The organism is Providencia sp. PROV261 (assembly GCF_028477945.1).
Taxonomy (GTDB): domain Bacteria; phylum Pseudomonadota; class Gammaproteobacteria; order Enterobacterales; family Enterobacteriaceae; genus Providencia; species Providencia stuartii.
In genome coordinates, this window is record NZ_JAMPMC010000006.1 from 279116 (window position 1) to 303151 (window position 24036).

The 24036-nt window shown below is 37.9% G+C and carries 22 protein-coding genes; 9 read left to right on the forward strand and 13 right to left on the reverse strand.

What is annotated here, in order from left to right:
* Window positions 1-29: 29 nt before the first annotated feature.
* From gluQRS to PR675_RS05460, 8 genes are all read left to right on the forward strand, one after another.
* Window positions 30-920: a tRNA glutamyl-Q(34) synthetase GluQRS gene (gene gluQRS / locus PR675_RS05425; protein ID WP_004922525.1), complete on the forward strand. Its 891-nt coding sequence runs from the start codon at window positions 30-32 to the stop codon at window positions 918-920.
* A gap of 85 nt (window positions 921-1005) precedes the next feature.
* On the forward strand, window positions 1006-2577 hold the full coding sequence (pcnB, locus tag PR675_RS05430; protein ID WP_004922527.1) for a polynucleotide adenylyltransferase PcnB: 1572 nt from the start codon (window positions 1006-1008) through the stop codon (window positions 2575-2577).
* A 1-nt stretch (window position 2578) separates the two neighbouring features.
* Entirely contained in the window at window positions 2579-3070 is a 492-nt protein-coding gene (gene folK / locus PR675_RS05435) for a 2-amino-4-hydroxy-6-hydroxymethyldihydropteridine diphosphokinase (protein ID WP_004922531.1), read from the forward strand.
* Window positions 3071-3129: 59 nt separating this feature from the next.
* Window positions 3130-3921 carry a 3-methyl-2-oxobutanoate hydroxymethyltransferase gene (panB, locus tag PR675_RS05440; RefSeq protein WP_014656572.1) on the forward strand — a complete coding sequence of 264 codons (792 nt, stop codon included), beginning with the start codon at window positions 3130-3132 and terminating at the stop codon, window positions 3919-3921.
* Between the two features lie 33 nt (window positions 3922-3954).
* The gene (panC, locus tag PR675_RS05445; RefSeq protein WP_060560830.1) at window positions 3955-4818 is read left to right on the forward strand and encodes a pantoate--beta-alanine ligase; all 864 of its coding nucleotides are present in this window, start codon (window positions 3955-3957) and stop codon (window positions 4816-4818) included.
* 48 nt (window positions 4819-4866) lie between these two features.
* Window positions 4867-5247: an aspartate 1-decarboxylase gene (gene panD / locus PR675_RS05450; protein ID WP_060560829.1), complete on the forward strand. Its 381-nt coding sequence runs from the start codon at window positions 4867-4869 to the stop codon at window positions 5245-5247.
* Window positions 5248-5490: 243 nt separating this feature from the next.
* On the forward strand, window positions 5491-6705 hold the full coding sequence (locus PR675_RS05455) for a hypothetical protein (RefSeq protein WP_060560828.1): 1215 nt from the start codon (window positions 5491-5493) through the stop codon (window positions 6703-6705).
* Window positions 6706-6763: 58 nt separating this feature from the next.
* Window positions 6764-7978 (forward strand): hypothetical protein, encoded by a 1215-nt coding sequence (locus tag PR675_RS05460; RefSeq protein ID WP_060560827.1) that lies wholly within the window; start codon window positions 6764-6766, stop codon window positions 7976-7978.
* A 141-nt stretch (window positions 7979-8119) separates the two neighbouring features.
* On the opposite strand, the gene PR675_RS05465 is transcribed toward PR675_RS05460, so the two are convergent.
* From PR675_RS05465 to PR675_RS05520, 12 genes are all read right to left on the reverse strand, one after another.
* Window positions 8120-9163, reverse strand: coding sequence for a fimbrial protein (locus PR675_RS05465; RefSeq protein ID WP_014656575.1), 1044 nt, complete (start codon window positions 9161-9163; stop codon window positions 8120-8122).
* Between the two features lie 14 nt (window positions 9164-9177).
* Entirely contained in the window at window positions 9178-11673 is a 2496-nt protein-coding gene (locus PR675_RS05470) for a fimbria/pilus outer membrane usher protein (protein WP_060560826.1), read from the reverse strand.
* Window positions 11674-11700: 27 nt separating this feature from the next.
* Window positions 11701-12375 carry a fimbrial biogenesis chaperone gene (locus PR675_RS05475; protein WP_239504465.1) on the reverse strand — a complete coding sequence of 225 codons (675 nt, stop codon included), beginning with the start codon at window positions 12373-12375 and terminating at the stop codon, window positions 11701-11703.
* A 66-nt stretch (window positions 12376-12441) separates the two neighbouring features.
* Window positions 12442-13011, reverse strand: coding sequence for a fimbrial protein (locus tag PR675_RS05480; RefSeq protein WP_004922560.1), 570 nt, complete (start codon window positions 13009-13011; stop codon window positions 12442-12444).
* A gap of 578 nt (window positions 13012-13589) precedes the next feature.
* The gene (locus tag PR675_RS05485) at window positions 13590-14132 is read right to left on the reverse strand and encodes a fimbrial protein (RefSeq protein WP_004922566.1); all 543 of its coding nucleotides are present in this window, start codon (window positions 14130-14132) and stop codon (window positions 13590-13592) included.
* A 1-nt stretch (window position 14133) separates the two neighbouring features.
* Complete coding sequence (locus PR675_RS05490; RefSeq protein WP_060560825.1) at window positions 14134-14685, reverse strand: fimbrial protein; 552 nt, start codon at window positions 14683-14685, stop codon at window positions 14134-14136.
* A 12-nt stretch (window positions 14686-14697) separates the two neighbouring features.
* Window positions 14698-15756 (reverse strand): fimbrial protein, encoded by a 1059-nt coding sequence (locus PR675_RS05495; RefSeq protein WP_060560824.1) that lies wholly within the window; start codon window positions 15754-15756, stop codon window positions 14698-14700.
* Window positions 15757-15770: 14 nt separating this feature from the next.
* A complete protein-coding gene (locus PR675_RS05500) occupies window positions 15771-18335 on the reverse strand; it encodes a fimbria/pilus outer membrane usher protein (protein ID WP_040132342.1) in 2565 nt (854 codons plus the stop codon).
* Between the two features lie 35 nt (window positions 18336-18370).
* Window positions 18371-19051 carry a fimbrial biogenesis chaperone gene (locus PR675_RS05505; RefSeq protein WP_014656581.1) on the reverse strand — a complete coding sequence of 227 codons (681 nt, stop codon included), beginning with the start codon at window positions 19049-19051 and terminating at the stop codon, window positions 18371-18373.
* Window positions 19052-19188: 137 nt separating this feature from the next.
* Window positions 19189-19740 (reverse strand): fimbrial protein, encoded by a 552-nt coding sequence (locus PR675_RS05510; protein WP_004922584.1) that lies wholly within the window; start codon window positions 19738-19740, stop codon window positions 19189-19191.
* A gap of 754 nt (window positions 19741-20494) precedes the next feature.
* Window positions 20495-21265, reverse strand: a complete 771-nt coding sequence (locus PR675_RS05515; RefSeq protein WP_014656582.1) for an ABC transporter permease — start codon at window positions 21263-21265, stop codon at window positions 20495-20497.
* The gene (locus tag PR675_RS05520) at window positions 21262-22203 is read right to left on the reverse strand and encodes an ABC transporter ATP-binding protein (RefSeq protein ID WP_004922590.1); all 942 of its coding nucleotides are present in this window, start codon (window positions 22201-22203) and stop codon (window positions 21262-21264) included. Before PR675_RS05520 ends, PR675_RS05515 begins: the two co-directional genes overlap by 4 nt.
* 258 nt (window positions 22204-22461) lie before the next feature.
* On the opposite strand from PR675_RS05520, the gene can reads away from it, so the two are divergent.
* The gene (can, locus tag PR675_RS05525; protein WP_004922593.1) at window positions 22462-23115 is read left to right on the forward strand and encodes a carbonate dehydratase; all 654 of its coding nucleotides are present in this window, start codon (window positions 22462-22464) and stop codon (window positions 23113-23115) included.
* A gap of 82 nt (window positions 23116-23197) precedes the next feature.
* On the opposite strand, the gene hpt is transcribed toward can, so the two are convergent.
* A complete protein-coding gene (gene hpt / locus PR675_RS05530; RefSeq protein ID WP_014656584.1) occupies window positions 23198-23734 on the reverse strand; it encodes a hypoxanthine phosphoribosyltransferase in 537 nt (178 codons plus the stop codon).
* Window positions 23735-24036: the final 302 nt, after the last annotated feature.

Below are 24036 nucleotides of genomic sequence, written 5' to 3' on the forward strand. Positions count from 1 at the left end.
ACCTTGCGCCGTTATAAGGAAATCTAGTAATGAGCACCTCCACTTCACCCTATATTGGTCGCTTTGCACCATCTCCATCAGGTAACCTTCACTTTGGTTCACTCGTCACCGCCCTAGGTAGCTATTTGCAAGCACGCTCGCAAAAAGGTAAATGGCTGGTGCGTATTGATGATATTGATCCCCCAAGGGAAGTTCCCGGCGCGGCTGATAATATTCTAAAAACGTTAGCGCATTACGGCTTATATTGGGATGATCAGGTACTGTACCAATCAAAACGTCATGATGCCTACCGTGCTGCATTAGATGACCTTCGCCAACAAGGCAAAAGTTACTACTGCACTTGCTCACGGCAACGTATCAAAGCGTTGCAAGGGCATTACGATGGTCATTGTCGCAACCTCCATCTTCCAGACCATCAAGCGGCTATTCGATTAAAACAAACTCACCCCGTTTATCAATTTACAGATAGGCTCAGAGGCGAAATTGTGACACCAGCCAATGTCGCTGAAGAAGATATTATTATTCATCGTAAAGATGGTTTGTTTGCTTATAATTTAGTCGCTGTTGTTGATGATCATTATCAAAATGTCACTGAAGTGATGAGAGGCGCAGACCTAATCCCTACCACCTCACAGCAAATTTCGTTATATCACCACCTTTCATTGCCTGTTCCTGATTATGCCCATTTACCGCTGATCCTAAATCATGATAATAATAAGCTATCAAAGCAAAATCATGCCACAGCACTGCCGATGACGGATCCTCGCCCAGTAATATGCCATGCACTAACATTACTGAATCAACCGCCAATCCAGCACTGGCGTGATTTGAGTACCGATGAGATTTTAAAAACCGCAACGGATAAATGGCAGCTAGCGGCGATCCCATCTCATGATATTATTGACAATGCTTATGACTGAATATGACTTTTATGCGTTTAAGCATTCTCAAAGAAAGGCCAGTAAGCTATGATTAGCCGCTTATTTTGTTTAATGAATATTCGTAATGATATCGAGGTGTACTATTTTTAACCGAGTAGCAAATTTCTGCCGTAATATTTTATCGCGAAATGACAAGGACACGCGTGACGCACAGGCAGCCGGTGAAAGGCCAGTCACTTATTCTGACACTGCGACAGCTCAGTCCGTAGAACAGAACGCTAAACAAACAAAAACCACGGTTCGTCAGTCCAAACGTGCCGGTATTCAGGCAGAGAAATCAGAGACAATGACGACTGAAACAGATGAAAATATCACTGTAATTCCTCGTTCAGAGCATACTATTTCACGTAGTGATATTAGTGATAATGCACTGAAGGTACTTTATCGCTTAAATAAAAATGGCTATGAGGCCTACCTCGTTGGCGGTGGTGTACGTGACTTACTCCTTGGTAAAAAACCCAAAGATTTTGATATTACAACTAATGCAACGCCTGAGCAGATCCGCAAACTATTTCGTAACTGCCGGCTAGTCGGTCGTCGATTCCGTCTCGCCCACATTATGTTCGGGCCAGAGGTCATTGAAGTTGCCACTTTCCGCGGTCACCATGACCAAATTGAGTCGGAAGATAAAAACCGCTCCCAGCAAGCCAAAAATGGCATGTTGCTACGGGATAATATTTTCGGCTCTATCGAAGAAGACGCAATCCGCCGTGACTTTACCGTCAATAGCCTTTACTACAACATTGATGACTTCTCTGTTCGTGACTATGTGGGCGGCTTAAACGATCTTAAAGCGGGGATTATTCGCCTTATTGGTGACCCAGAGACTCGTTATCGCGAAGATCCTGTTCGCATGCTACGTGCGGTGCGTTTCGCCTGTAAATTGGATATGCGTATTGAGCCAAATACGGCGCAACCAATCCAACGTCTGGCACCGCTATTGCGCGAAATTCCTTCAGCAAGGTTATTTGAAGAGTCACTGAAACTGCTACAAGCGGGTCAAGGTTATGCAACCTATAACATGCTAAAAGAGTACCACTTATTTGAGCAACTGTTTCCGGTTATCAGTAGTCGCTTTACCAATAACAATGATTCGCCAATGGAAAAAATCATTGATCAGGTACTCAAAAATACTGACTTTAGGCTCAAAAATGATAAACGGGTTAATCCTGCATTTTTATTTGCAGTCATGTTATGGTATCCCGTTACGGAGCATGCAGAAAAGCTGTCTCAAGAAGGTGGGCTTGCCTACTATGATGCTTTCGCACTGGCGATGAATGACATACTTGATGAGCAGTGCCGTTCGATTGCGATACCTAAACGTATCACCACCACCATGCGTGATATTTGGCAATTGCAATTACGCCTTCCTCGCCGCCAAGGGCGCCGAGCGAATAAATTAATGGAGCATCCAAAGTTCCGTGCTGCATTTGATTTATTAGAATTAAGGGCCAATGTTGAACGGAGAAATGAGCTTCAAGAGCTTGCTGTCTGGTGGGATGAGTATCAGCGTTCCAATAATACTAAGCAGCGTGAGATGATAGCTGAGCTAGGTAGTGCGCCAGTGCGTAAACGCCATCGCCCACGCAAGTCATCATCAAGCGCCCATAAACCAAATAAAAATCAGGGGTCATAGAATGGAGTTGGTCTATATTGTTATTGGCAGTAACCTTGGCGAGCCATTGAAACAGGCTCAACAGGCTATTGATGCGTTAAATGCGCTCCCAAACAGCCGTATAGTCAACACCTCTTCGATCTATCGTAGTAAACCGCTGGGGCCACAAGATCAAAACGATTTTCTTAATATGGCGGTTGCACTTGAAACTGAGCTTGAGCCAGAAGCGTTGCTTGATCATACACAACGCATTGAGCTGGAGCTTGGTCGAGTTCGCAAAGCTGAGCGTTGGGGCCCTAGAACGCTCGATCTCGACATTATGCTTTTCGGCAATCATATTATTAATACCCCACGATTGACCGTACCTCATTATGGGCTAAAAGAGCGGGAATTTATGTTATACCCGCTCAATGACATTGCCCCTGATCTGATTTTTCCTGATGGCGAACCGCTATCAGAAAGGCTCACACTCGTCCCTCGTAATGGCCTCACCCTTTGGGATATTACAACCTAAACAGTGAACCTCCTAAACAGGAGGGGTCGTCAGTGGGATCTTTTCCGGAGGTTATTATAATGAAACCAATTTCTCTGGCTACTCTGGGTCAGTTTAAAAAAGACAAACACAAATTTGCTACCATGACGGCTTACGATGCCAGCTTCGCTCAGCTATTTGCAGAGCAAGGTATCCAAGTCATGCTCGTCGGTGACTCCCTTGGTATGACCATACAAGGCGAATCTAGCACCCTCCCTGTTACCGTAGAGCAAATCGCTTATCACACTCGCTGTGTACGCAAAGGTGCACCAGACGCATTCATTATCGCTGACATGCCTTTTATGAGTTATGCCACCCCTGAACAAGCTTGTGCTAATGCCGCTATTCTGATGCAGGCTGGTGCAAACATGGTAAAACTTGAAGGGGGTTGCTGGCTATGCGATACCGTCAAAATGCTGTGTGAACGTTCCGTTCCCGTATGTGGGCATTTAGGGCTAACGCCACAAGCCGTCAACGTTCTTGGTGGCTATAAAGTACAAGGTCGCGATGAGGTTACCGCCAACCAACTCATGAAAGATGCCATTGCGCTAGAAAATGCGGGAATACAGCTTTTGGTTCTTGAGTGTGTTCCTACCTCACTAGCCAATAATATTACAGAAGAACTACTCCTTCCGGTTATTGGTATCGGTGCAGGCAATGGTACTGATGGGCAAATTCTCGTCATGCATGATGCATTAGGCATTACGGCCCGCCCTCCTAAGTTTGCCAAGAACTTCCTTGCACAAGCAGGCAATATTCAAGATGCAGTTAAACTGTATATTCAAGAAGTTGAAGCAGGGATCTACCCTAGTGAAGATCATTCTTTTGAATAATTTTATTACGGCTCAATAATAAGGAATTCACCTATGCTTATCGTCGAAACATCTCCCATTCTTCGCCGTGAGATCCGCCGCTGGAAGCTAGAAGGTAAACGTATCGCTCTTGTACCAACCATGGGCAACCTGCATGATGGACATTTAGCTTTAATTGATGAAGCGAAACAACAAGCTGATATTGTAATTGTCAGCATTTTCGTTAACCCTATGCAGTTTGATCGCCAATCCGATTTAGCCAATTACCCTCGAACCTTGCAAGAGGATTGTGAAAAGCTGAAACGTCGCGATATCAATCTCGTTTTTGCCCCTTCTGTGAAAGATGTTTACCCTGAAGGAATGGCGCAACAAACTTTTGTTGAAGTGCCTGAATTGTCATCAATACTTGAAGGTGCGAGTCGCCCTGGGCATTTTCGCGGTGTATCAACAGTCGTTACCAAACTGTTTAATTTAGTCCAACCTGATTTAGCGTTTTTCGGTGAAAAAGATTTCCAGCAATTACAGCTAATTCGCAAAATGGTGAGTGACCTTTCTTTTGATATACAAATTGTCTCTGTGCCTACCGTCAGAGCGAAAAATGGGCTTGCATTGAGTTCAAGAAATAACAATCTATCAGCAAGTGAACTCAAACTAGCACCACAACTATATAGCATTATGCAACAGGCGGCAGAGAAGCTAATTGCAGCCCCTGACAACGTTGAAGCAATTATCCAAGAAATCGATGATTCGCTTCGCCAAGCAGGTTTTACCCCTGATGAGCTATTTATTCGTGATGCCGAAACCCTTGCTCCATTGAGCAATATAAGTCAAAAAGCGGTCATCTTAATGGCAGCTTGGTTAGGGCAAACCCGTTTGATTGATAATTTACAGGTTGACCTACCCACAGTTTCAGCTTAAAAAAACAAGCAAACACAGCATGACGATTAAAAATGGTAGACAATAATTATGTTTAGAAAAATGTTACAAGGTAAATTACATCGGGTTAAGGTCACACAAGCCGACCTTCATTACGAAGGCTCTTGTGCTATTGATCAGGATTTTATGGATGCCGCTGGGATCCTCGAATACGAAGCCATTGATATTTACAACGTCGATAATGGAGAACGTTTTTCTACTTATGCAATTGCAGGTGAAAGAGGTTCTAAAATTATTTCAGTCAATGGTGCCGCTGCACGTCGTGCTGCTGTTGGCGATAGATTGATTATCTGCTCATACGTTGATATCAAAGATGAAGATGCTCGTCACCATAAACCCAAAGTCGCTTACTTTGACGGTGACAATGTTATGAGCCGTGTTGCCAAAGCAGTTCCTGTACAAGTCGCTTAACGCTATATCCCCCAACGGCAGTTAGCTTGTTGGGGGTTACTTAGCTTCCTTTTTTAGCCAAGCAAGAAAATACAGCTTTCATTTCGTTATTTGATCTTTTTCTATAACATTAAAAATTATTATATTAATCTCATTAATACCTCTAGAAAATATCATTTAAATCACTATAGCTAATAAAAAAGATAATTATTTAACATCCCAATTTATATTAGATTGAAAAAAACATCACATAAAGGGGATGCTATGAATGATAATAGAAACAAGAAGACGTTTGGACTGTTATATACTCTAAAGATCCAATTTCAAAATATGCCTTCGTTTTCCAGTGGCTTTATTTATGCAAATAAAAAAAATCAAATCGAAATATTGATTACTGTTGATGCTATTAGTGAAGATGGAGAGCCTTATTTTAATAATGAACGAGAAGTGCAAGATGCCACTTATCTGTGTTCATTTTTTGATGGTAAACCCTTAAATCAAAATTGGCAAATTTCGAATGAAAAAGGGCCATTTTGTAAAGCAGTTAAGTATGACACAACTCTATCAAGGCGGGAGCCACCAACCCTACGAACGATAACCCGCTCGACATTTCAAATATCCAAGTTTATTTCATCCGACATTGTTAACCCCGCCTTAGAAATCGCAGTAGGAATTAATATTCCTGGTATAGGCAATTTTGACACCTCAATGAATGGAACGCCTACTTTAAATTCAGGCTCTGTCTTTAAATCACCTAGCCGAATTTCAGTAAGCAGGATATCCCCTATCGATTATACAGATAATAGAAATGTTATGGTGATTGATAAAGGTTGGAAATATATCATGACCGATGCATTATTCCGCAATGGTAGCAATCGACACTCCAGTTCTTATCGGAATTATGCAGCCATTATTCGCTATAAAAAAATATCTATTATTACAGCCAACAAATATAACATTATCGAAAAAAGGGTCTCGCCTACATTGCCTTATAGTGCTCCTTATAAAGATTGGTTTTATGGTACGACCATGCCCCATGCAATGAATTATGCCACCGATGATCAGGCGCTCGGTGCATACTTAACGAGTTGGTTTATTGAGACTCGAGATAGAGTCGGCTATTTTCACGCAATTAACGAAGGTTGGACAGAGCTAACCCACAAGAAAAAGCCTCCACTCTATTTTACAAGCATGAGAAATGGTGAATTTAATAAAAAAAATACGTTTTCTGTGTGGCCACAATTTAGCAACGATATGCCTAAACTTGCCCGCTTTTCAAATAATAATCAAAATAGTATCACCCTTGTTTGCCATCAAATCAATTTAGTGGATCACATTCCTCTCTATCTCGGTGCTGAATGCCGTGCTCAATCAAACACATCCTTAGCAAGCCATGTTAAAATTGTTGATGAGTTTGGCAATGAAGGCATCATGACTATTGAGTATCGCCATAATATTGATGGGGAAATTACTGTTTAAATCCGTTTTGTTAAAAGTGGCACTATTGATCTTTTAGCTTAAAATATTTGGAGCCAAAATGCTTAACTCACCCCCAGCTAAAAAATTCAAACAAATCAACCATCTTAGCATTCATTTTAAAGATAATCCGACTAATATTCATTCGGTTATTTATGCAAATGGATATAATCAAGTTGAGGTTATTGTTACTGCTGAAATCTTAGATGAAAATAATGACGCTTTTTTTGAAAATGAAAAAGAATTTAGAGACTGTATCTATTTTTGTTCCTTTTCAGATCAACAACTACTCGGTGATGAATGGATAATCTCTGAACATCGGGGAGACTATTGTAAAGCCGTACAGAATGAGATTACTCACATAAAAAATGCATCTATAGAGGCCATAAAAAGCACAAAAAGGATCAGTGCCTCATATTACTTCTCACTGAAAGAGATCAATCCCGGACATGAAATTGCAGTCGGGGTGAGAATCGATGGTGAAGGTTTATTCAATACCTCACAAAATGGCACTTTAAATCATAAAGGAGAAATTATTTTTATTGCGCCTAAGCGGGTTATCATTCAAGGAATTAAAAAAATTGATTATGATAATAATGAAAACATCACTATAACAGATAACGATTGGCAGGAAATCTCAAAAAATATTTCATTTCATATCAGTAAAGGGGCGATACTGGGGAATTATGAGCATAATTACGGGGTCATAAGACGTAAAACATTTAAAATTACAACGCATAATAAATATAAATTAAAGTATAAATCTCCTGTATATAGCTTACAACATATCCCTAAAATTAAAGATTGGTACCATAATCACGTGATGCCCCATGCAATAAAGATCGTTGGAGGGCCTTATTATAGCGGAATTTATGTTAATAGCTGGTTTATAGAGCCTAATAATATAGAGATTGGCTATTCCAATATATTAAATAAAGGGCTAAATAGGATTATAAAAGATATCCGCCAATCTCTTTATTGTACTGAGGAAAAAGATGGCCGATTTGTAGGCGATACAACTTATGCGATTTGGCCTCGGCAGGAAGGAAATCTCGGTCCTCTTTGGTCAAAAAACACCTTAGATAAACACGCCATCACTATCGTCTGTCATCAAATGTATCTTAGAGATAAGAAACTCTATTATTGGGGATATTATTGCCCTGCCCCCTATCATGTGGCCGACCCTCTGCAAATTTTTATTATCGATGAGTATGGTAATAGAGGGAATATTAATATTGTATTTGAAGAGGATATGTATGGTACTGTCAGCGTTTAAATAACCACTTTAAGAAAAACGAGTCTTTATTATTTTCGTACAACCAATTTTTATCATGACATTATAGCCAACAAATAGGCGGGGTATTTTGTTTATTCATCATTGTAGGGGATGATCTGCTCATCCCCCTTTTGCTATCGTTTAGTTAAATTGCAAAACAAATTGTGCCGTCGCTTCTGCTTTCCCTGCTTTGACAGAATTACCATAACGGTAATATTCCGCTTTCAGGGGAACACGCGTTTCACCTTTTTCTAAATCAGCTAATTTAACAAACTCCTGATTAACTAATACGTTATCATTGTTTAATGGTGATTTTACAACAAACCCAATACCACTGGCATTATTACCTTGCCCTTCATTATCGATTTTAATCACTGCATCTTTGCCATTATAACTCGCTGTATTGTTTGCAATGAGCTTGATCTTCGCTGAAACATTCCCCGTACAGACGATATTAATATGTTCCTCAACAGATGACGGCGTTGTCGGGAACCCTACGGATGGGAATGCCGTGGTCGGTACCCGAGGTAACGTAAATGACAAATCGGTATTTTTAGCTTCACAAGATGTCGGCGCGCTTGTCACTTTTCCTTTTAGTCGATAAGTATAACCAACTTTTGTCGAGCCACCACCTGGGTCAAACCGTTTAATGAGTATCGCCCCAATCACCGAATTATCAAAGGATGTTGCCGTCGGGTTATCTTTACCGGCATAAAAAATAACCGTTGCATCTATAGGCATAAGTGCACCTTCAGGAACAGGCAACACTTGTCCTGGACGATTTGTAAAAGGCAATCCTGATTTACTTTCAATTAAGACATAGACGATATTTACGGGGCCACCAGCATGCACATGGTAAGCGGGCTTCCCATCAATTTCGCCATAATATCTCGCTATAATGCCGCTGCCTTCACCGTATGTTGCATAAGCATAGACTTGTGAGTCAGGCCCACACTGCGCGACACCACCTCGTCCACTCTCTCGCACAAATGTATAACGAGCAATCTCGTCGTTCTTTTTGATCGCACCACTTAATTTAATGTCCACCATTGCGCGCATTGCAGAGTGATTTTGACCATCCCCTCCTTCAACACAATTCTGAGCCGCAATACTGCTATTTATCCCAGAGAACATTAACACCACGCTGAACGCTGCTGCATAGCCCCAATTAATCTGTTTTCTCATTATTCTTACTCCTTTCAGCGGCATTCTGAATTCAGGATATAAAGCCCATTTGTTGGCATGGTATTTTCGATGTTGTAATCCACATCACAGGATTCATTAGCACCCTCATTTTTCCAATTAACTTTAATGCGTCCTTTAGGCTTATCTGCAACTAAATACAAGGTATTAAAGTTAGAAACGAGATGAGTCGCTTCATCTTCTGTAACAGCTTTTGCACCTACCGGTAATTCTTTATTCGTTGGATGCTGTAACTTAAATAATAACTTGTAGCCTTTTTTAGCGTCGAAATCAGCCAGTATCAAAGCGCCTTTTGTTGGGATAACATTATTAATAATGTTATTTTCAATTTCGGTATCTTGTGGGATAGTTTTTGTATCAATCGCCAGTGTATTTTTACGATATGGCGCCATTCCCGGAACAATCGCTAAACCGTAAGCGTTAGTTTCAACTGACTGCCCATTAATAATACCGACACCTTGTGTCCCTTTGGTAAGAATCAATGCGCTTGTATCTTGCATTGAAGGTGCTAATACCACACCGTATTGAGTGCCAACAAATGCACCACTAATACCGTAATTAAAGTTTTTATGGCTATCGTTATAAGCGTACCCTGCATTAACGACTGCATAAGGGGAGCGATAAGAGCTACTTAATCCCCCTGAATAGCCCATACCTTTATTACCGTAGCCTTGATAAATATCCCACGTTCCACGATATAATTCGCCATAGCTGCCACTTAAACGTGCTGTTTGTGAAGTACGATGCTGGTCATCCGTTGATATGCCATAATTCACACTCATTGTGTTATTTAACACATCGAACGGAATACTGACATTTAAACTCAAATTGTATGAACGGCTGTTATCATTTTCAAATTGTCTACCTTTTGAATAGGTGTAATAGACACTGTAATGAACCTTATCGATATTACTGTTAAAACCAACATTATAAGATTGTTGTTTATGACCACTTGAATACTCATAAACAACACTATTTAAGTTAATCGAGCTTGAGCTATCGAGTATTGGTTGAGAAAGAGATACGGTGTATTCATTTTTTAGTTTTTCATAGCTGCCACGGTATTTTTCCTCATAAGAGAATGCGTCATCTATATTCATAAAATCAGCATCAAAATGACGGAAACCCGCTAAAGCTAAGCTCGTATTCGTTGTCTCAATATGTTTTGAGTAATTGACTCTAAATGCATTACCACTCAACGTAGATTGATTATCAACATCAGTACGAGAGTGCACAACATCCGTTGTAATTGCACCAACCTCACCTAAGTTAAACCCTGTACCGATTGCATAGGATTGGTATTTTTTAGCGTAGAGTGCACCACCAAAAACGGTCACAAAGTCTGTTAATCCATAATAGATTTCAGCTTCATTCACATAACGGCCATCACCGTTATTATTCCCATCATATTCACCACTAGAGAAACTGTATTTAATACTGCCTTTTCGCTCTAAAAAAGCAATTGATGAGAAAGGAACAATAGAGTTAACTTCATTACCATTTGCTTCTTCTACTGTGACATATAGATTGCCACCATTACTCATTGGATAGTAATCTGTAATTTCAAATGGCCCAGCAGGCACACTTTTCTTATAGATAACTTGATCATTTTGTACAATAGTCACGATAGATTCAGAATTAGCGATACCATTTACGCTTGGCGCATAACTCGTTAAGTTATAAGGTTCCATTTGCCTATCTGATGCTAATTTAACCCCTTTAAATTTAAAAGAATCAAATAATTGCGAGCTTGTATATAAGTCCCCTAGTGTTAGCTCACTTTTTATTATATTAATGTTTCTTGATAAGGTGTTGCTAATATTATTCCATTTATTCTTATCGTGCCGATTGTTGGCCCATGTGGAATAATTACGATAACGCCATGAGCCTATGTTAATTTTCGTCTGAATATTACCATAATAGTTATCATCGACTTTACCGCCTTCATAGGTGTTAAAAGCTGAAAAAGAGTAATTTAAAAATACAGCAGGAATGCCATCATCCCACTGTGCTTCTTCAGCTTTTCTTATGCGCTGCTGATTAATCATTGATTGCGGAACAGTCATTGAATACACTTTAGTATTTAAATCAAGTGACTGTGTCATATACTCAATATCATTAATATTGAAGCATTCTTGATCACCTTTTAAGGTCTTATGAAAATCTATACCAAAACTTTCCCAATCCGCAAAACTAAAACAAGGTGTAAGTTGTTCTCCACCATCTGCCCGAGGCATCATCACAAAGCTAATTTCTTTATTAAGAATTAAATTATTATTAATGAAAAACCTGACATGATATTTCCCTGGTGCTATATCATTTTCCCTAAACACATCCAGATCTTCATTAGTCAATTGCGTATCTGTACCTGCAATATTTAACAAGCTAGGTGGATAATAATCAGCAGCCCGCATTTCAAATGACAATGAAGCGAATACAATAGCCATAAACAGAGGTGAATATGGATACTTTTTATGATAAAGACGATTCATAGGCCTTTACTCTACTTTATTAGATTATTATTTTATAAGGTATTGACTATCTAACCCTTTACCATAATCATTGATATAGTTTAGAGAAACCTTATTGGAACTAGCCCCTAAATTAGAAACATTAATTACTGTTTCAGAGCGTGGTTCTAAATAGCTTGGTGCTTCGACTTCTCTGTTATTAATTTTTATTTTTGCAATGTTAATATAAAATGGTGTTGGGTTAACAACCTTGACTCCAGCGGTAGAGCGAGACCAAGTTAACTCATTGACAACATCTTCAAGCTTTTTATCGGATAATGCTGTAGGTCGATAAATTAGCTTTATTTTGTTTGTCATTGAATAACGTAAAACGTTTTCTAAATCCTCACTACTCGGTGCCACAAATTTTACATTTAGCCAATATAATGCTTCTTGGTCACTCGGTAATGATGCTATTTTAGTCAGTTGAATCGTGTTTTTTTGCTCAGATTTTAGCTTAATTAATGGAGGTGTTACTGCAAAATCTTGTGTTATTTTTCCATTTTTATCTTCCACCCAAGATTGAAGTAAATAATTCCTATTTTTATCTGTATTAAATGCAACAACACCTTCGCTATTCTCTTTTTCGTGATAAATAACACGCGTTGTTTCTAAACCAAAGCCAGCATAGCTGGTTGAACTAGCAAGAAAACACAATAACAGTGTAGGAACTATTTTTTTCATAAACATAGGATGTCCTCCAAGAAAAAAAGTAACGCAGATTAATAATTGATAATCTGCGTTATCAAATTATTTATAAGTAATTTTATAATTTAATGTTGCGTCTGCTTGGCCTGCTTCTACGTCATCGTCTGTACTTACATACTTAGCAATAAAAGTTCCAGTCCATTGAGCACTGTTACCATTTACTTTTATTTCTTCACTTTTACTACCATTAATTTTTAATGGCTTGGATAGGTCATCTTCATTGTAAATACGGATACCCACATTTTTTGCAACGCCAGCACTACCTTTATTGTCCAGTTCTAAAATAGTTTTATCAAAACGGTTTTCATGACCCGTTAAATTGATAGAGATAGTACCTTGATCAGGACAGTCAATTAATTTAATTTTTAATTTACCATCACCACCAGTACCACCAACCTCATCACCTTCCTCAGTAAACTCACTAGTAGCAAAACGTCCCATTTTTACATCAGCATTTGGTGAGTTAGTATCATTCAGGCTAATAGTGCATGTAGCATTATAAATAAGTCCTTTAAACTTAATCGTTCCACTTTGCTCTTCTGCTGTTGCTGAAAAAGCAAATGCTGAAGCAATAACAGCCATAAAAATATTTCGAGTTGATAATTTTTTCATTGATATACCTTTACACTCTACATAGTAATTAATAGTAATGTTAATTATTCAGCGCGTAATTAATAAAATAGTATAGATATAGGTAAATATCGCTATTCTAAAAATTAATGCGAGAACATATTAAAGACTTATATACACAAATAAGAAATAGTTAAAAATTCATGTTACCCGACTGGTGAGTAACATGTAAAAAGAGTATATAACATTAAAGTAGTATTTGATTTGTGTAAGTTTTTCAAAACGTAAATTTTAGAGGTGACAAAAAAACAACTCACACATCACAACTCATTGTTATATAGGAATATTATTTTTTGATCTGCATCAAAAAATGAATAATTAAAATTATATACCTAAAATTACTTTATTATCATACGGTTATGTATAACTGTTTTTACTTACCTATATTGAACATCTTTATCTGCTCTGTAGTACTTTTTTACATTTATTGCGGGTAAAAATATAGTTTCCTTGTTGATTATTTTAACTTTTATAATAATTTGGTTTTCTAAATAAAAAATAAGGCTAAGATAAATCTCACTCATTTATCTTGGCTTTATTCAATAATTTTTTTCTTATCTTTATTGGTAAACAATATCGATAGTCATGGAGGCATTTGCAAAACCAGGTGTTACTTTTTCATTTATTTGTTTATAGTAACCCCGCATAAAAATATGAATGTCACCCTCACTCTTTACACTATTAATAATTTCATTTCGTACATTGAGCGTTAATGCTTTCCAATTATTTTTATCCATTGAATATTCTGTTTCTATCCCAACCCCCGTTGCAACGCCATCGACCGCATCAAGCGCTAAGACACTAGATTGACCAGAATAACTGTTACCTTTAGGTATAAATATCACTGGAATATTACTTGGACATTTCAAGCTAATTGACCAATCTGCCTTTGGGCTAGTCGAACCAACGCTGCCTCCCAAACCTGTAGAGCTTAAATAAATATCCCCTAAATTAATATTTTTAGTTTGGTTCGAACTTAAATCACAAGTTGAAGCTTTTACAGCACCTGTGATGTTTACTAACACATCGTAACTGTAAGCATGGTTTATAGTTAACCCGAAATAACTCAGCAATACTATCCGCAGTATTTTTTTAGTGGTCATATTAATTGGCCTGTACGACAAAGGTAACCGAAGCGTTTGCTTTACCTTGTGTAATTTTACTATTGGTTTGAACATAACGAGCACGCACTTTTAATTCAGTATTTCCCTTATTAATAGCTTCATTCTGCATAAAGTTATATAGCGTATTAATATCTCGGTTGACCCAATTGTGGAGACTATTTTCATAGCTTTGTAATTCAATTGCAGCTCCCGTTGAATATCCATCACCTTTATCAAGCGATAAATAACGGTCATTAGATTCTGAAACACCTTGAAATTGGCCATTTAATACACTCATTTTATCTGGGCAATCAAACTCAAGTGTAAATTCAATCCATTCAGACTGGGAATTTATTGCACTGCCAAAACCTCTAGGACTATTAGTTAGCCAAGTTCCTAAATCAACACTGATATTCCGTGTTTTGATACCACAAGTCGAATGTTTAATGCTTCCTGTATAATTGACCATTACTGTTGCAGAGGCCGAATTAATCAGAATAGGGATAAGGAATACGAGAAAAAAATAACGTATTAGATTGTAACCTTGTCTCATGGTATCAATCCTTTAGTCATAAGCAAACGTTAGTGTTAATGCTGCATTCCCTGAACTCGCTTTAACCTTTTTGGCCGTTTTAACATATTCAAAACGCAATGGAACGGTATAATTCTTTTTGCCTGCTTCCGTACGAAATAGAAGCTGATGATTATCGGTAACAACGTTTTTATCACCACCAACTTTTAATGCCGGAGAGCCATTATGAAAAACCTGCACGCCATAGCCAGGTGAGTCCGAGTTATCTGTTAACTCGATGAAATCACTGCCTATTTTAGAGGCTCTTCCATATTCACCTAATGTCATATAAACACGCATCTCAGCATTACAACTCATCTCAATACTTTCTTCTGCTAAACCAAACCTATAGCCAACATCAAACCTATTTACCCTATTTAGATCATGTTCCCCTAAATCGATATTTAATCTTTTTGTATTGATATTACAAGTAGAGGCTGTCGACTTTAAATGAGTATAGCTACTATCTATAAATCCATCATAAGTATATTGGGGATCATCTTCCTTATAACAGGTAAAAAATGCCCGAGCATCGCGAGAGATCTTTGTATCACCTTTTGGCGGGATACCATCAACTCTGACTCTTGCAAAGGCAATTTCAATCCTAACCTCAGTATCAGGTTTTTCTAAACCAAAAAGGCCACTTCCATACCTATCTTTTATTGGATACCACTCAGGATCACCATCCTCTCTAATTCCCCAAGCATAACCAACGCCTTTAACATTTCCAGCATAAACAGGGAACGCTTTTCCTCCAAAATTAACTGTTAGGCCTGTTGCGTACCTAGCATCATAAAATATCATTTCGGTAAACTTCCCTTGTTCTTTCGGGTTATTAAGGTTGCTTTGACAAACTGTTCCTGAATATATTTGCCATCCCTCCCCGATAATCGTTCCCGATGCGACCTCTCCCGCAGCATCATCAAACACTAATTCTGAATCAGGAAAAATGATCCTTGCAGAAATATCTGAACTTATAGCTATATTTGGGTAACCACATAGCAATCCGAGAAAAAATGCAATTGATGATAATTTTAATACTGTATTTTTCATTTTATCTCCGTTCTTTATTCACATATTGCTTGCAGAGATGCTACTGGCATTTGCTTTTCTTGTTCATTAAGTTGGTAATTGGCCATACACTGTTCATCTGTTTGATTTCCCCATTTAATATGGATCTTTCCTTGCTCTGGCATACCACTAAAATAAATATCACCATTATCCCCAACAATACCACCACTGCTTAATCCATCTTGTTCGGAAACTAATTGTCCTATTGAACCAAAAGGAACGGCTTTCCCATTGTGCGTCACTGTCAATAAAACACGATATCCTGTATATGTCTTAAACTCCGCTAACATTGCCGCACCTCTTGTCGGAACTAGGGTCAGTGCGCTTTTTTGCAAATCAACATTTTCTGGTAATGACGTGGTATCTAATAACACTTCATTCTGTGTATAGGCGCTGAGATAAGGAACTATCGCATAACCTCGCCAATCAGTTCTTATTCCTGTTTTATTTTTAACTTTAACCCCTTTTGCTCCCGGCGCCTTCACAATAGCAAAAGAGTCATAGATTGGCTGAGATAATGTCACACCATCAGAGTGCACAACAATGGCACCATTTAAGCCATAATTGGCGCGTTGTGAAAATTGGTCATAGCTATAGCCAGCATTTGCGATGGTATACGTACTTTTATAAGATAATGAAGCATTACCTTGTGCTTTTTGATTTCGATTGCCGTATGACTGCTGTACTGAATAATTTAAATTATGATCATCCAACAGGGATCCACTCAATCCAGCCATATAATTACTATCCCCTCTGTTATTACTACTCATAGAGAGGTTTAGCATACTATTATTAATCGATAGGCCACCAAGAGGTATGCTAAAAGAGAGAACAAATTGGTGATCAGCCTTATCGTAGCCTGAAAAATCAGAATAGCTATAATTCAAGGTATATTGGTAACCTTTATAGTTATTATTGTAACCCGCATTTAATGTCCGCTCATGACCACTTTGATTCCAAAAATCTTGCTGATAAGCGGAAACATAAAGGTTGCCATAAGCCTCTAAATCCTGATTAACCGTCGCTTGATAACGATTTTTTTTGCTATAAAAACTGTCTCGCAAATAATTAGCGTTAGCTTCTGGGAAAGAATAAAAGCCCTCTGTTGAATAACGATAACCTGCAAAGGTGACTGTGGTACCTGTAGTTAACAGATTTTTAGTATATTGAACACGGTACGATTGACCTGTTTTTTGTCGGTTATCAAATTGAGTAAATTTTGTTTTTGCTTGGGTCACATCTGAAGACAAAGCACCAACATAACCTAGGTTTAATCCAATACCCGCAGCATAAGATTGGTAATCTTTGGAAAATAGACCACCGCCATACGCCGTTATTCCTTTAGGTAAACCATAAATGACCGTTGCTTGCGCAAAATTAGGTTCTTTGCCACTGTTATTATTTTTAAATTTCCCGCCAGTCACTGCGTATTTCAATTGACCTTCACGCTGCATAATGGCTAATGAAGAAAAAGGAACGATAAATGAGCGTTCACTCCCATCGGCCTCTTTTACCGTCACCGTTAAATCTCCGCTCGTTCCCGTCGAATAGAGGTCGTTTATTTCAAAGGGGCCGGGTGAAACATAAGATTGATAAATAATATAGTCATTTTGTTTTATCGTTATTTCGGCATTACTTTGCGCAATTCCTCGGATGATCGGAGCAAAACCACGTAGAGAGCTGGGGATCATCGATTCATCTGAAGCGAGTTTAGCACCACGGAATTGAAAACCATCAAAGACTTCACTCGGCGTTGAAGTATCACCAATTGTTAATTGAGATTTAAGAGGATTAATGCCTCGTTCAAGGTAGGTTTCAATATTTTGCCAACGGCTTTGATTATTTTGATAAGAATACGTTGAATAATTTTTTAAACGCCAAGGGCCAACATTTAACCCACTGCGTAAGTTAACATAGTGGGATGACGTATCTGCATGAGAAGATTTATACCAAGTGTTAGATCCCCGATAAAAATAACTTAATACCAGAGCGGGTACACCATCATCCCATAAACTAGGATCAACTGTTCCAGACGCTGTTTTATTCATCGCTATCTGAGGAATAGAAATAATCAGCTTCTGGTTAGTCAATTCAAGCCGTGTATACGCATCTGGAATATACTTTGAAATATCTTCAATTGGCTGTGTTTCAGTTAAATTGGCAAAAGTAGGAAGGGTTTTAACATTAACCCCCCAATTTTCAAGTTCCTCTTTAGTGAGTACTGGTATTAATTTTTGATCCTCTTTGCTCTTAACAAAAACCAAAGATTTAGAACCTACTCCTCGCCCATTTAAGACGATATCTACATGATATTCGCCCTCCTGCTGTCCTCCAGGCGTTGAAAATTGCTCTAAACTTTGCAGTTCGGCTATATTTTGTCCATTAACTGGCGTTAACGAGTGAGGACTAAAATAGTCACCAGCAAACGCCATTGGAAGGCAAGCAACTGACAGAGTTAAACCTGCAATGGCTTTGCTGAGCGAATGAGGAGCAATCTTGCTGAGTTCAAATATGGATACTAAATTTTCTTGTATGTACTCTTCTTTATTAAAAATTAGCATAATAGTAAAATTCCATACCTGACTTTAATTTTTTATTATTTTAATTCTTGCTCTTGACTATCTGTTATCCCACCAACATCAGTCACGGCTTTCCACATCACTTTATTAACTTGAATACCTGAAATATTCCACGAATGCTCTCCCATAGGAGGAAGCATAACAGGCTCGTCGATAGATTTATTCCCTACTTTTAATTCACTAAAAGAGACATAATAAGGTGTTGGATTTTTACCCACTAACAGGTTGCCTTTTCTTTCAAATGTCACTTTTTTATAAGCAGCCCCTGCGTCTGCGCTCGATAATGATTTAGGGCGATAAATCAGTTTGATTCGATTATTAATCGAAATAGTCAGGTTATTTTTAGCATTAGGATCAGTCGGTGGAATCGACTTTACATTCAACCAAAAAACGCTTTCCTTATCGTCAGGTAGATCTTTACCTGTATAAACAATCCTCAATGAATTGCTGGATTCAGGTTCAATTCTAAATAAGGGAGGGGTGATAACAAAAGGTAACTTAGTTTGATTATTACTATCGAAATGATCAATCCAAGATTGAATTAAATATGGTGTCTTATCATTATTACGAACTGTAATGGAAGCTTCTTTGCTGTTTGCATCATAAATAACCCGTGTTCCACCAAGTACAACACTTGCATTCGCTTGGGTTACGATTAAAAAGAAGAAAAAAAGAGTAGATATTAATGTTTTAACCATAATGCTATCCCTAAATATGGGGAACATACCTTCTGATAATCACGTGTAGAATGATATGTTCCCATTAATGCTAAAACTTTGTTAAATTAAATCGAGAATTTTTCTCACTTTAATTATTATTGTTTATTTACTTGGCATTATTGGTTATAAGAAATTGTTACTGTCACATCCGCGTTAGCCACACCCGCTTTTACAGGGCCAGTTGTCACATAACGGGCATAGTATTCCTTTTCACCGCTATTATTAGCTCCTTTAAGTTCAATTTCACCCGCTGGTGCTCCAGGGGTAATATAAGCTGTATCGCTTTCAGCATGAGTAATACCAATACCAGCACCAACTTCTGTGGATGTTTTATATAAGCTGCTATTTGTACTATCCGCAGTTCCAGTGAAAGTGATCTTTGCTTTTTTAATAACATCAGGGCATTCGTTAAGTGCAATCACAAACTTTGTTGGTTTTGTTGTTTCATCGGATTTTTGAAAATGGCTCACCAACCAAGTGCCTAACTGTACTGTTCCTTCACTTGAGTTCTCATTATTTGTTTCGATAGTACAAGTTGATTCAACAAATTGCCCTTTAAAATGGATAGTTCCCGTTTCTTTACCATCAATGACATCTGCATTTGCAACGCCAGTGAATAAAGACATAGTGATAGCTGAAGTAACTAATAAGGCTTTATTTAGTTTCATCTTGATGACTCCTAAAATATATAATTTGTTATCTAATTCTTTTATTGGTATTTCACTATGAAATTACATAGTTTAATAAGGTTATTTCTTATCTCGACCATCCTGCATAGGAGTATATGCAATTTATGTGTAAAATCCAGTTTACGTGTAAAAACCGTTAATTTACATTAAAAACAAACAAATCACTAAACAAAACGCTATAAAAAAGGAAATCATAGAATAAAAAACCAAAAATAAAACACAAGAAAGCTATTAAATCCAATTCGAGGGGTAAGAGAGTATTCAATATTCTAATACATAAATGTAAGGCAATATTTCACCCTACTGTGCTGATATCTCTACTATTTTGCGTTTGCTATTTTTTTTCGATATCAGAAAACACAATAAAATCATTATGTTAAGAATATCTATTTTTCCTACCCAACGAAAAATAAAAAAAATTTAAGATTGAAATTATTTTAATACTTTTTTGTTAGTTACATTTGAACATATATCGCAAAAAGACAGTTTAGTTATATTTATCTCATAAATTATAGTGATTATTTTTTATTAATATTATTTACGCAAGAAACCAAACTAAGTATATTTTCGTAACTATATTCCATGTTAATTTCATGATTGATAAAAATCTGAATTGAATATGGGGATCTAACTAATCGTCGCTAGATATTAAGGTATAAAAAAACCCCCAATAGTTAGCTAGCTATTAGGGGTTAAATTAAGTCACTTCGAGATAAGAAAATAAGTTATATCGTTAACTTCTTAGCCCTCTCCCTTGCTCAATTAAATACCATGTTAATCCATAAAAAATCACAAAGAAGATCATCAATACACCTAATGTCACGGCAATTGATACATCAGCAATACCTAAAAAGCCATACCTAAAGCCACTGATCATATACACAATCGGGTTGAGTTTTGATACCGCTTGCCAAAAGGGAGGTAATAATGAGAGTGAATAGAATACGCCACCTAAATAGGTCAATGGTGTCAATACGAAAGTAGGAACTATGCTGATATCATCGAATGTTTTGGCAAAAATTGCATTTAATAACCCTGCCAGTGAAAAAACGATTGAAGTTAATAACAATGTAATTATCACCATACTCCAAGAGTGTACTTGGAGTGGAATAAAGAACAGTGACACGATGGTGACAAGTAGCCCAACCAAAATACCGCGAGCAACACCACCACCAACAAAACCAGCAATGATGACATGTGTCGGTACTGGCGCAACGAGCAATTCTTCAATGTTCTTTTGGAACTTAGAGCCAAAGAATGAGGAGCAGACGTTAGAATAGGAGTTCGTTATCACAGCCATCATAATCAAGCCAGGAACAATAAACTGCATATAATCTACCCCACCCATATCGCCAATTCGGGAACCAATCAGGTTACCAAAAATGACAAAATAGAGAGACATTGTAATCACTGGCGGTAATAACGTTTGTACCCATATACGACCAAAACGTGTGACTTCTTTAATCCAAATAGTCTTTAATGCGACCCAATATAGAGAAATCATTGTGCTTCCTCCAAACGAGCGGCATGACTTTCTTTTTTCACTAAGTTCACAAACAGTTCTTCCAACCGGTTAGCTTTATTGCGCATACTTAAAATTTCGATGCCTTGCTCATTAAGTTGGCTAAATACCCCATTTAATCCTTGCTCTCTTTTCACATCAACTTCTAAGGTCGACGTATCAATTAAACGAGTTTCATACCCTTTAAGCTCTGGAATAGGGCTTCTTGTGCCAAGGTCAAAAATAAAGGTTTCAGATTCCAGCTGACTTAATAATTGTTTCATACTCGTATTTTCAACTAACTCGCCATGCTGAATAATACCAATATTGCGACAAAGCATTTCTGCCTCTTCAAGGTAGTGTGTGGTCAAAATAATCGTCGTTCCTTGTGCATTGAGCTTTTTCAAAAAGCTCCACATAGAACGGCGTAATTCAATATCGACCCCCGCGGTCGGCTCATCCAAAATCAGTAGTTTTGGCTGATGCATTAGCGCTCGTGCAATCATTAAGCGACGCTTCATCCCACCGGATAGGTTACGCGCGCGCTCATTGCGCTTTTCCCATAAATCCAATTGAGAAAGATAGGTTTCTGCCCGTTGATGGGCTACAGAACGAGAAACCCCGTAATAGCCCGCTTGGTTAAGTACTATCTGTAACACGGTTTCAAATGGGTTAAAATTAAACTCTTGAGGAACTAACCCTAATTGTTGTTTAGCTTGTACGACTTGCTTGTCTAAATCATAACCAAACACTTTAACAGACCCACTCGTTTTATTGACCAATGAGCTAATTATTCCTATTGTGGTCGACTTACCAGCGCCATTAGGTCCAAGTAATGCATAAAAGTCACCATCTTCTACGCTTAGATCAATTCCTCGCAAGGCTTTCACGCCACCTGGATAGGTTTTGGTGAGCTGCGATAACTCAAGTGCGTAAGTCATATGTAAAAAACACCTTTATTCTTGGGTAGGTTTGGGAGCAATATAATACTATGATGCCATTTTTTTCTGATCACTGTTATGCAGAAAAGAGAAAATAGGTATATGCTAACCAATTCATGTGGTTAGCCATATCAATATTGTCTAATCAGAATGAAATGCACATCATAAGGATGTAAAGATTAATACAACTGAATATTAATTAATAAATAAATGCTGTATAAGATTTTAACGTAAAGTAACACAACTAGGCTATACGTCATGATGAGAAAAATTGAAGAGCTGTTTGCTAACAACGAAGCATGGTCAGCTTCCGTAAAAGAAAAAGATCCTGAATTTTTTAAAGAACTATCCAAAGCTCAGAAACCGAGATTCTTATGGATAGGTTGTTCAGACAGCCGAGTACCTGCCGAAAAATTAATCAATGCTGCACCAGGCGATCTCTTCGTTCACCGTAATGTTGCAAACTTAGTTATCCATACCGACCTAAACTGTTTGTCGGTTATCCAATATGCTGTTGATGTCCTTCAGGTTGAGCATATTATCATCTGCGGCCACTATGGATGTGGTGGTATTGAGGCTGCGGTTGACAATACTGAACTTGGCTTAATCAATAACTGGTTACTGCATATTCGTGATATTTGGTACAGACACAGCTCAATGTTAGGTGAATTAAAACCTTGCGAACGCTTAAATCGCTTATGTGAATTAAATGTCGTTGAGCAAGTTTACAACCTAGGTCACTCAACCATTATGCAATCAGCGTGGAAACGTGGGCAAAAAGTGATGATCCATGGTTGGGTTTACGGTATCAACAATGGTCGTCTACATGACTTGCATATTACCGCAGATAGCCGTGAAAGATTAGAGCTTTGCTACCGTGAAGCAATTGCTAAATTGACCAATAAAAAATAATTTTTATTTATCGCGATAAACGAATAAAGGGCCGTTCCATGGAACGGCCCTTCTTTTAACTAACGCATCGAATATTATTCACTTACTCTTCAATCAGCGTGACATGACCAATATAAGGTAAATGACGATATTGTTGTGCATAATCGATACCATACCCAACAACAAATTTGTCTTCGATTGAATATCCAATCCACTCGACAGGTACTTCAACCTCACGGCGTGATGGCTTATCAAGCAGAGTACAGATTGCCACGGATTTAGGACCGCGCAATTCAAAGATCTCACGAACCTTATTTAAGGTATTCCCTGAATCAATGATATCTTCAACAATCAACACATGCTTATCGCGAATGTCTTCATCTAAGTCTTTGACTATTTTAACATCGCGACTTGAGTTCATTGCGTTACCGTAACTTGAAACGGTCATAAAATCGACTTCGTGTGGGACTTCAATCTTACGGCATAAGTCAGCCATAAAAATAAATGAACCTTTTAATAAACCTACTAAGACCAGCTCGCCATCAATATTTTTATAATGTGCGCTAATTTTTTCAGCTAGTTCACTGACTCGCTGGCTGAGCTCTTCTTCAGAGATCATCACTTCTAGTGTATGTTTCAATTTCCCACTACCTATTTGTTTTGAATACTAAAATTCACATTTCTATGATAAGACGCAAAACGCTTTTAAGCCGCGACCAACAGCAACATTAGAAATATGAGAACAAAATTTGGAAGGAGTATAACAGAACTCACCATTTGTCGTAAAAGAGGATCCGATAACTTGTTATAAATTTTATAACTCATCTTTCACAATTTCAGGCAATATGGCCTTTTTATGATGAGAAAACGAATAAAATCAATAGCAATAGATATGAATAAAAGATGTCATCCTTGACTTTTTCACTTCAGTATTAGGGCGTA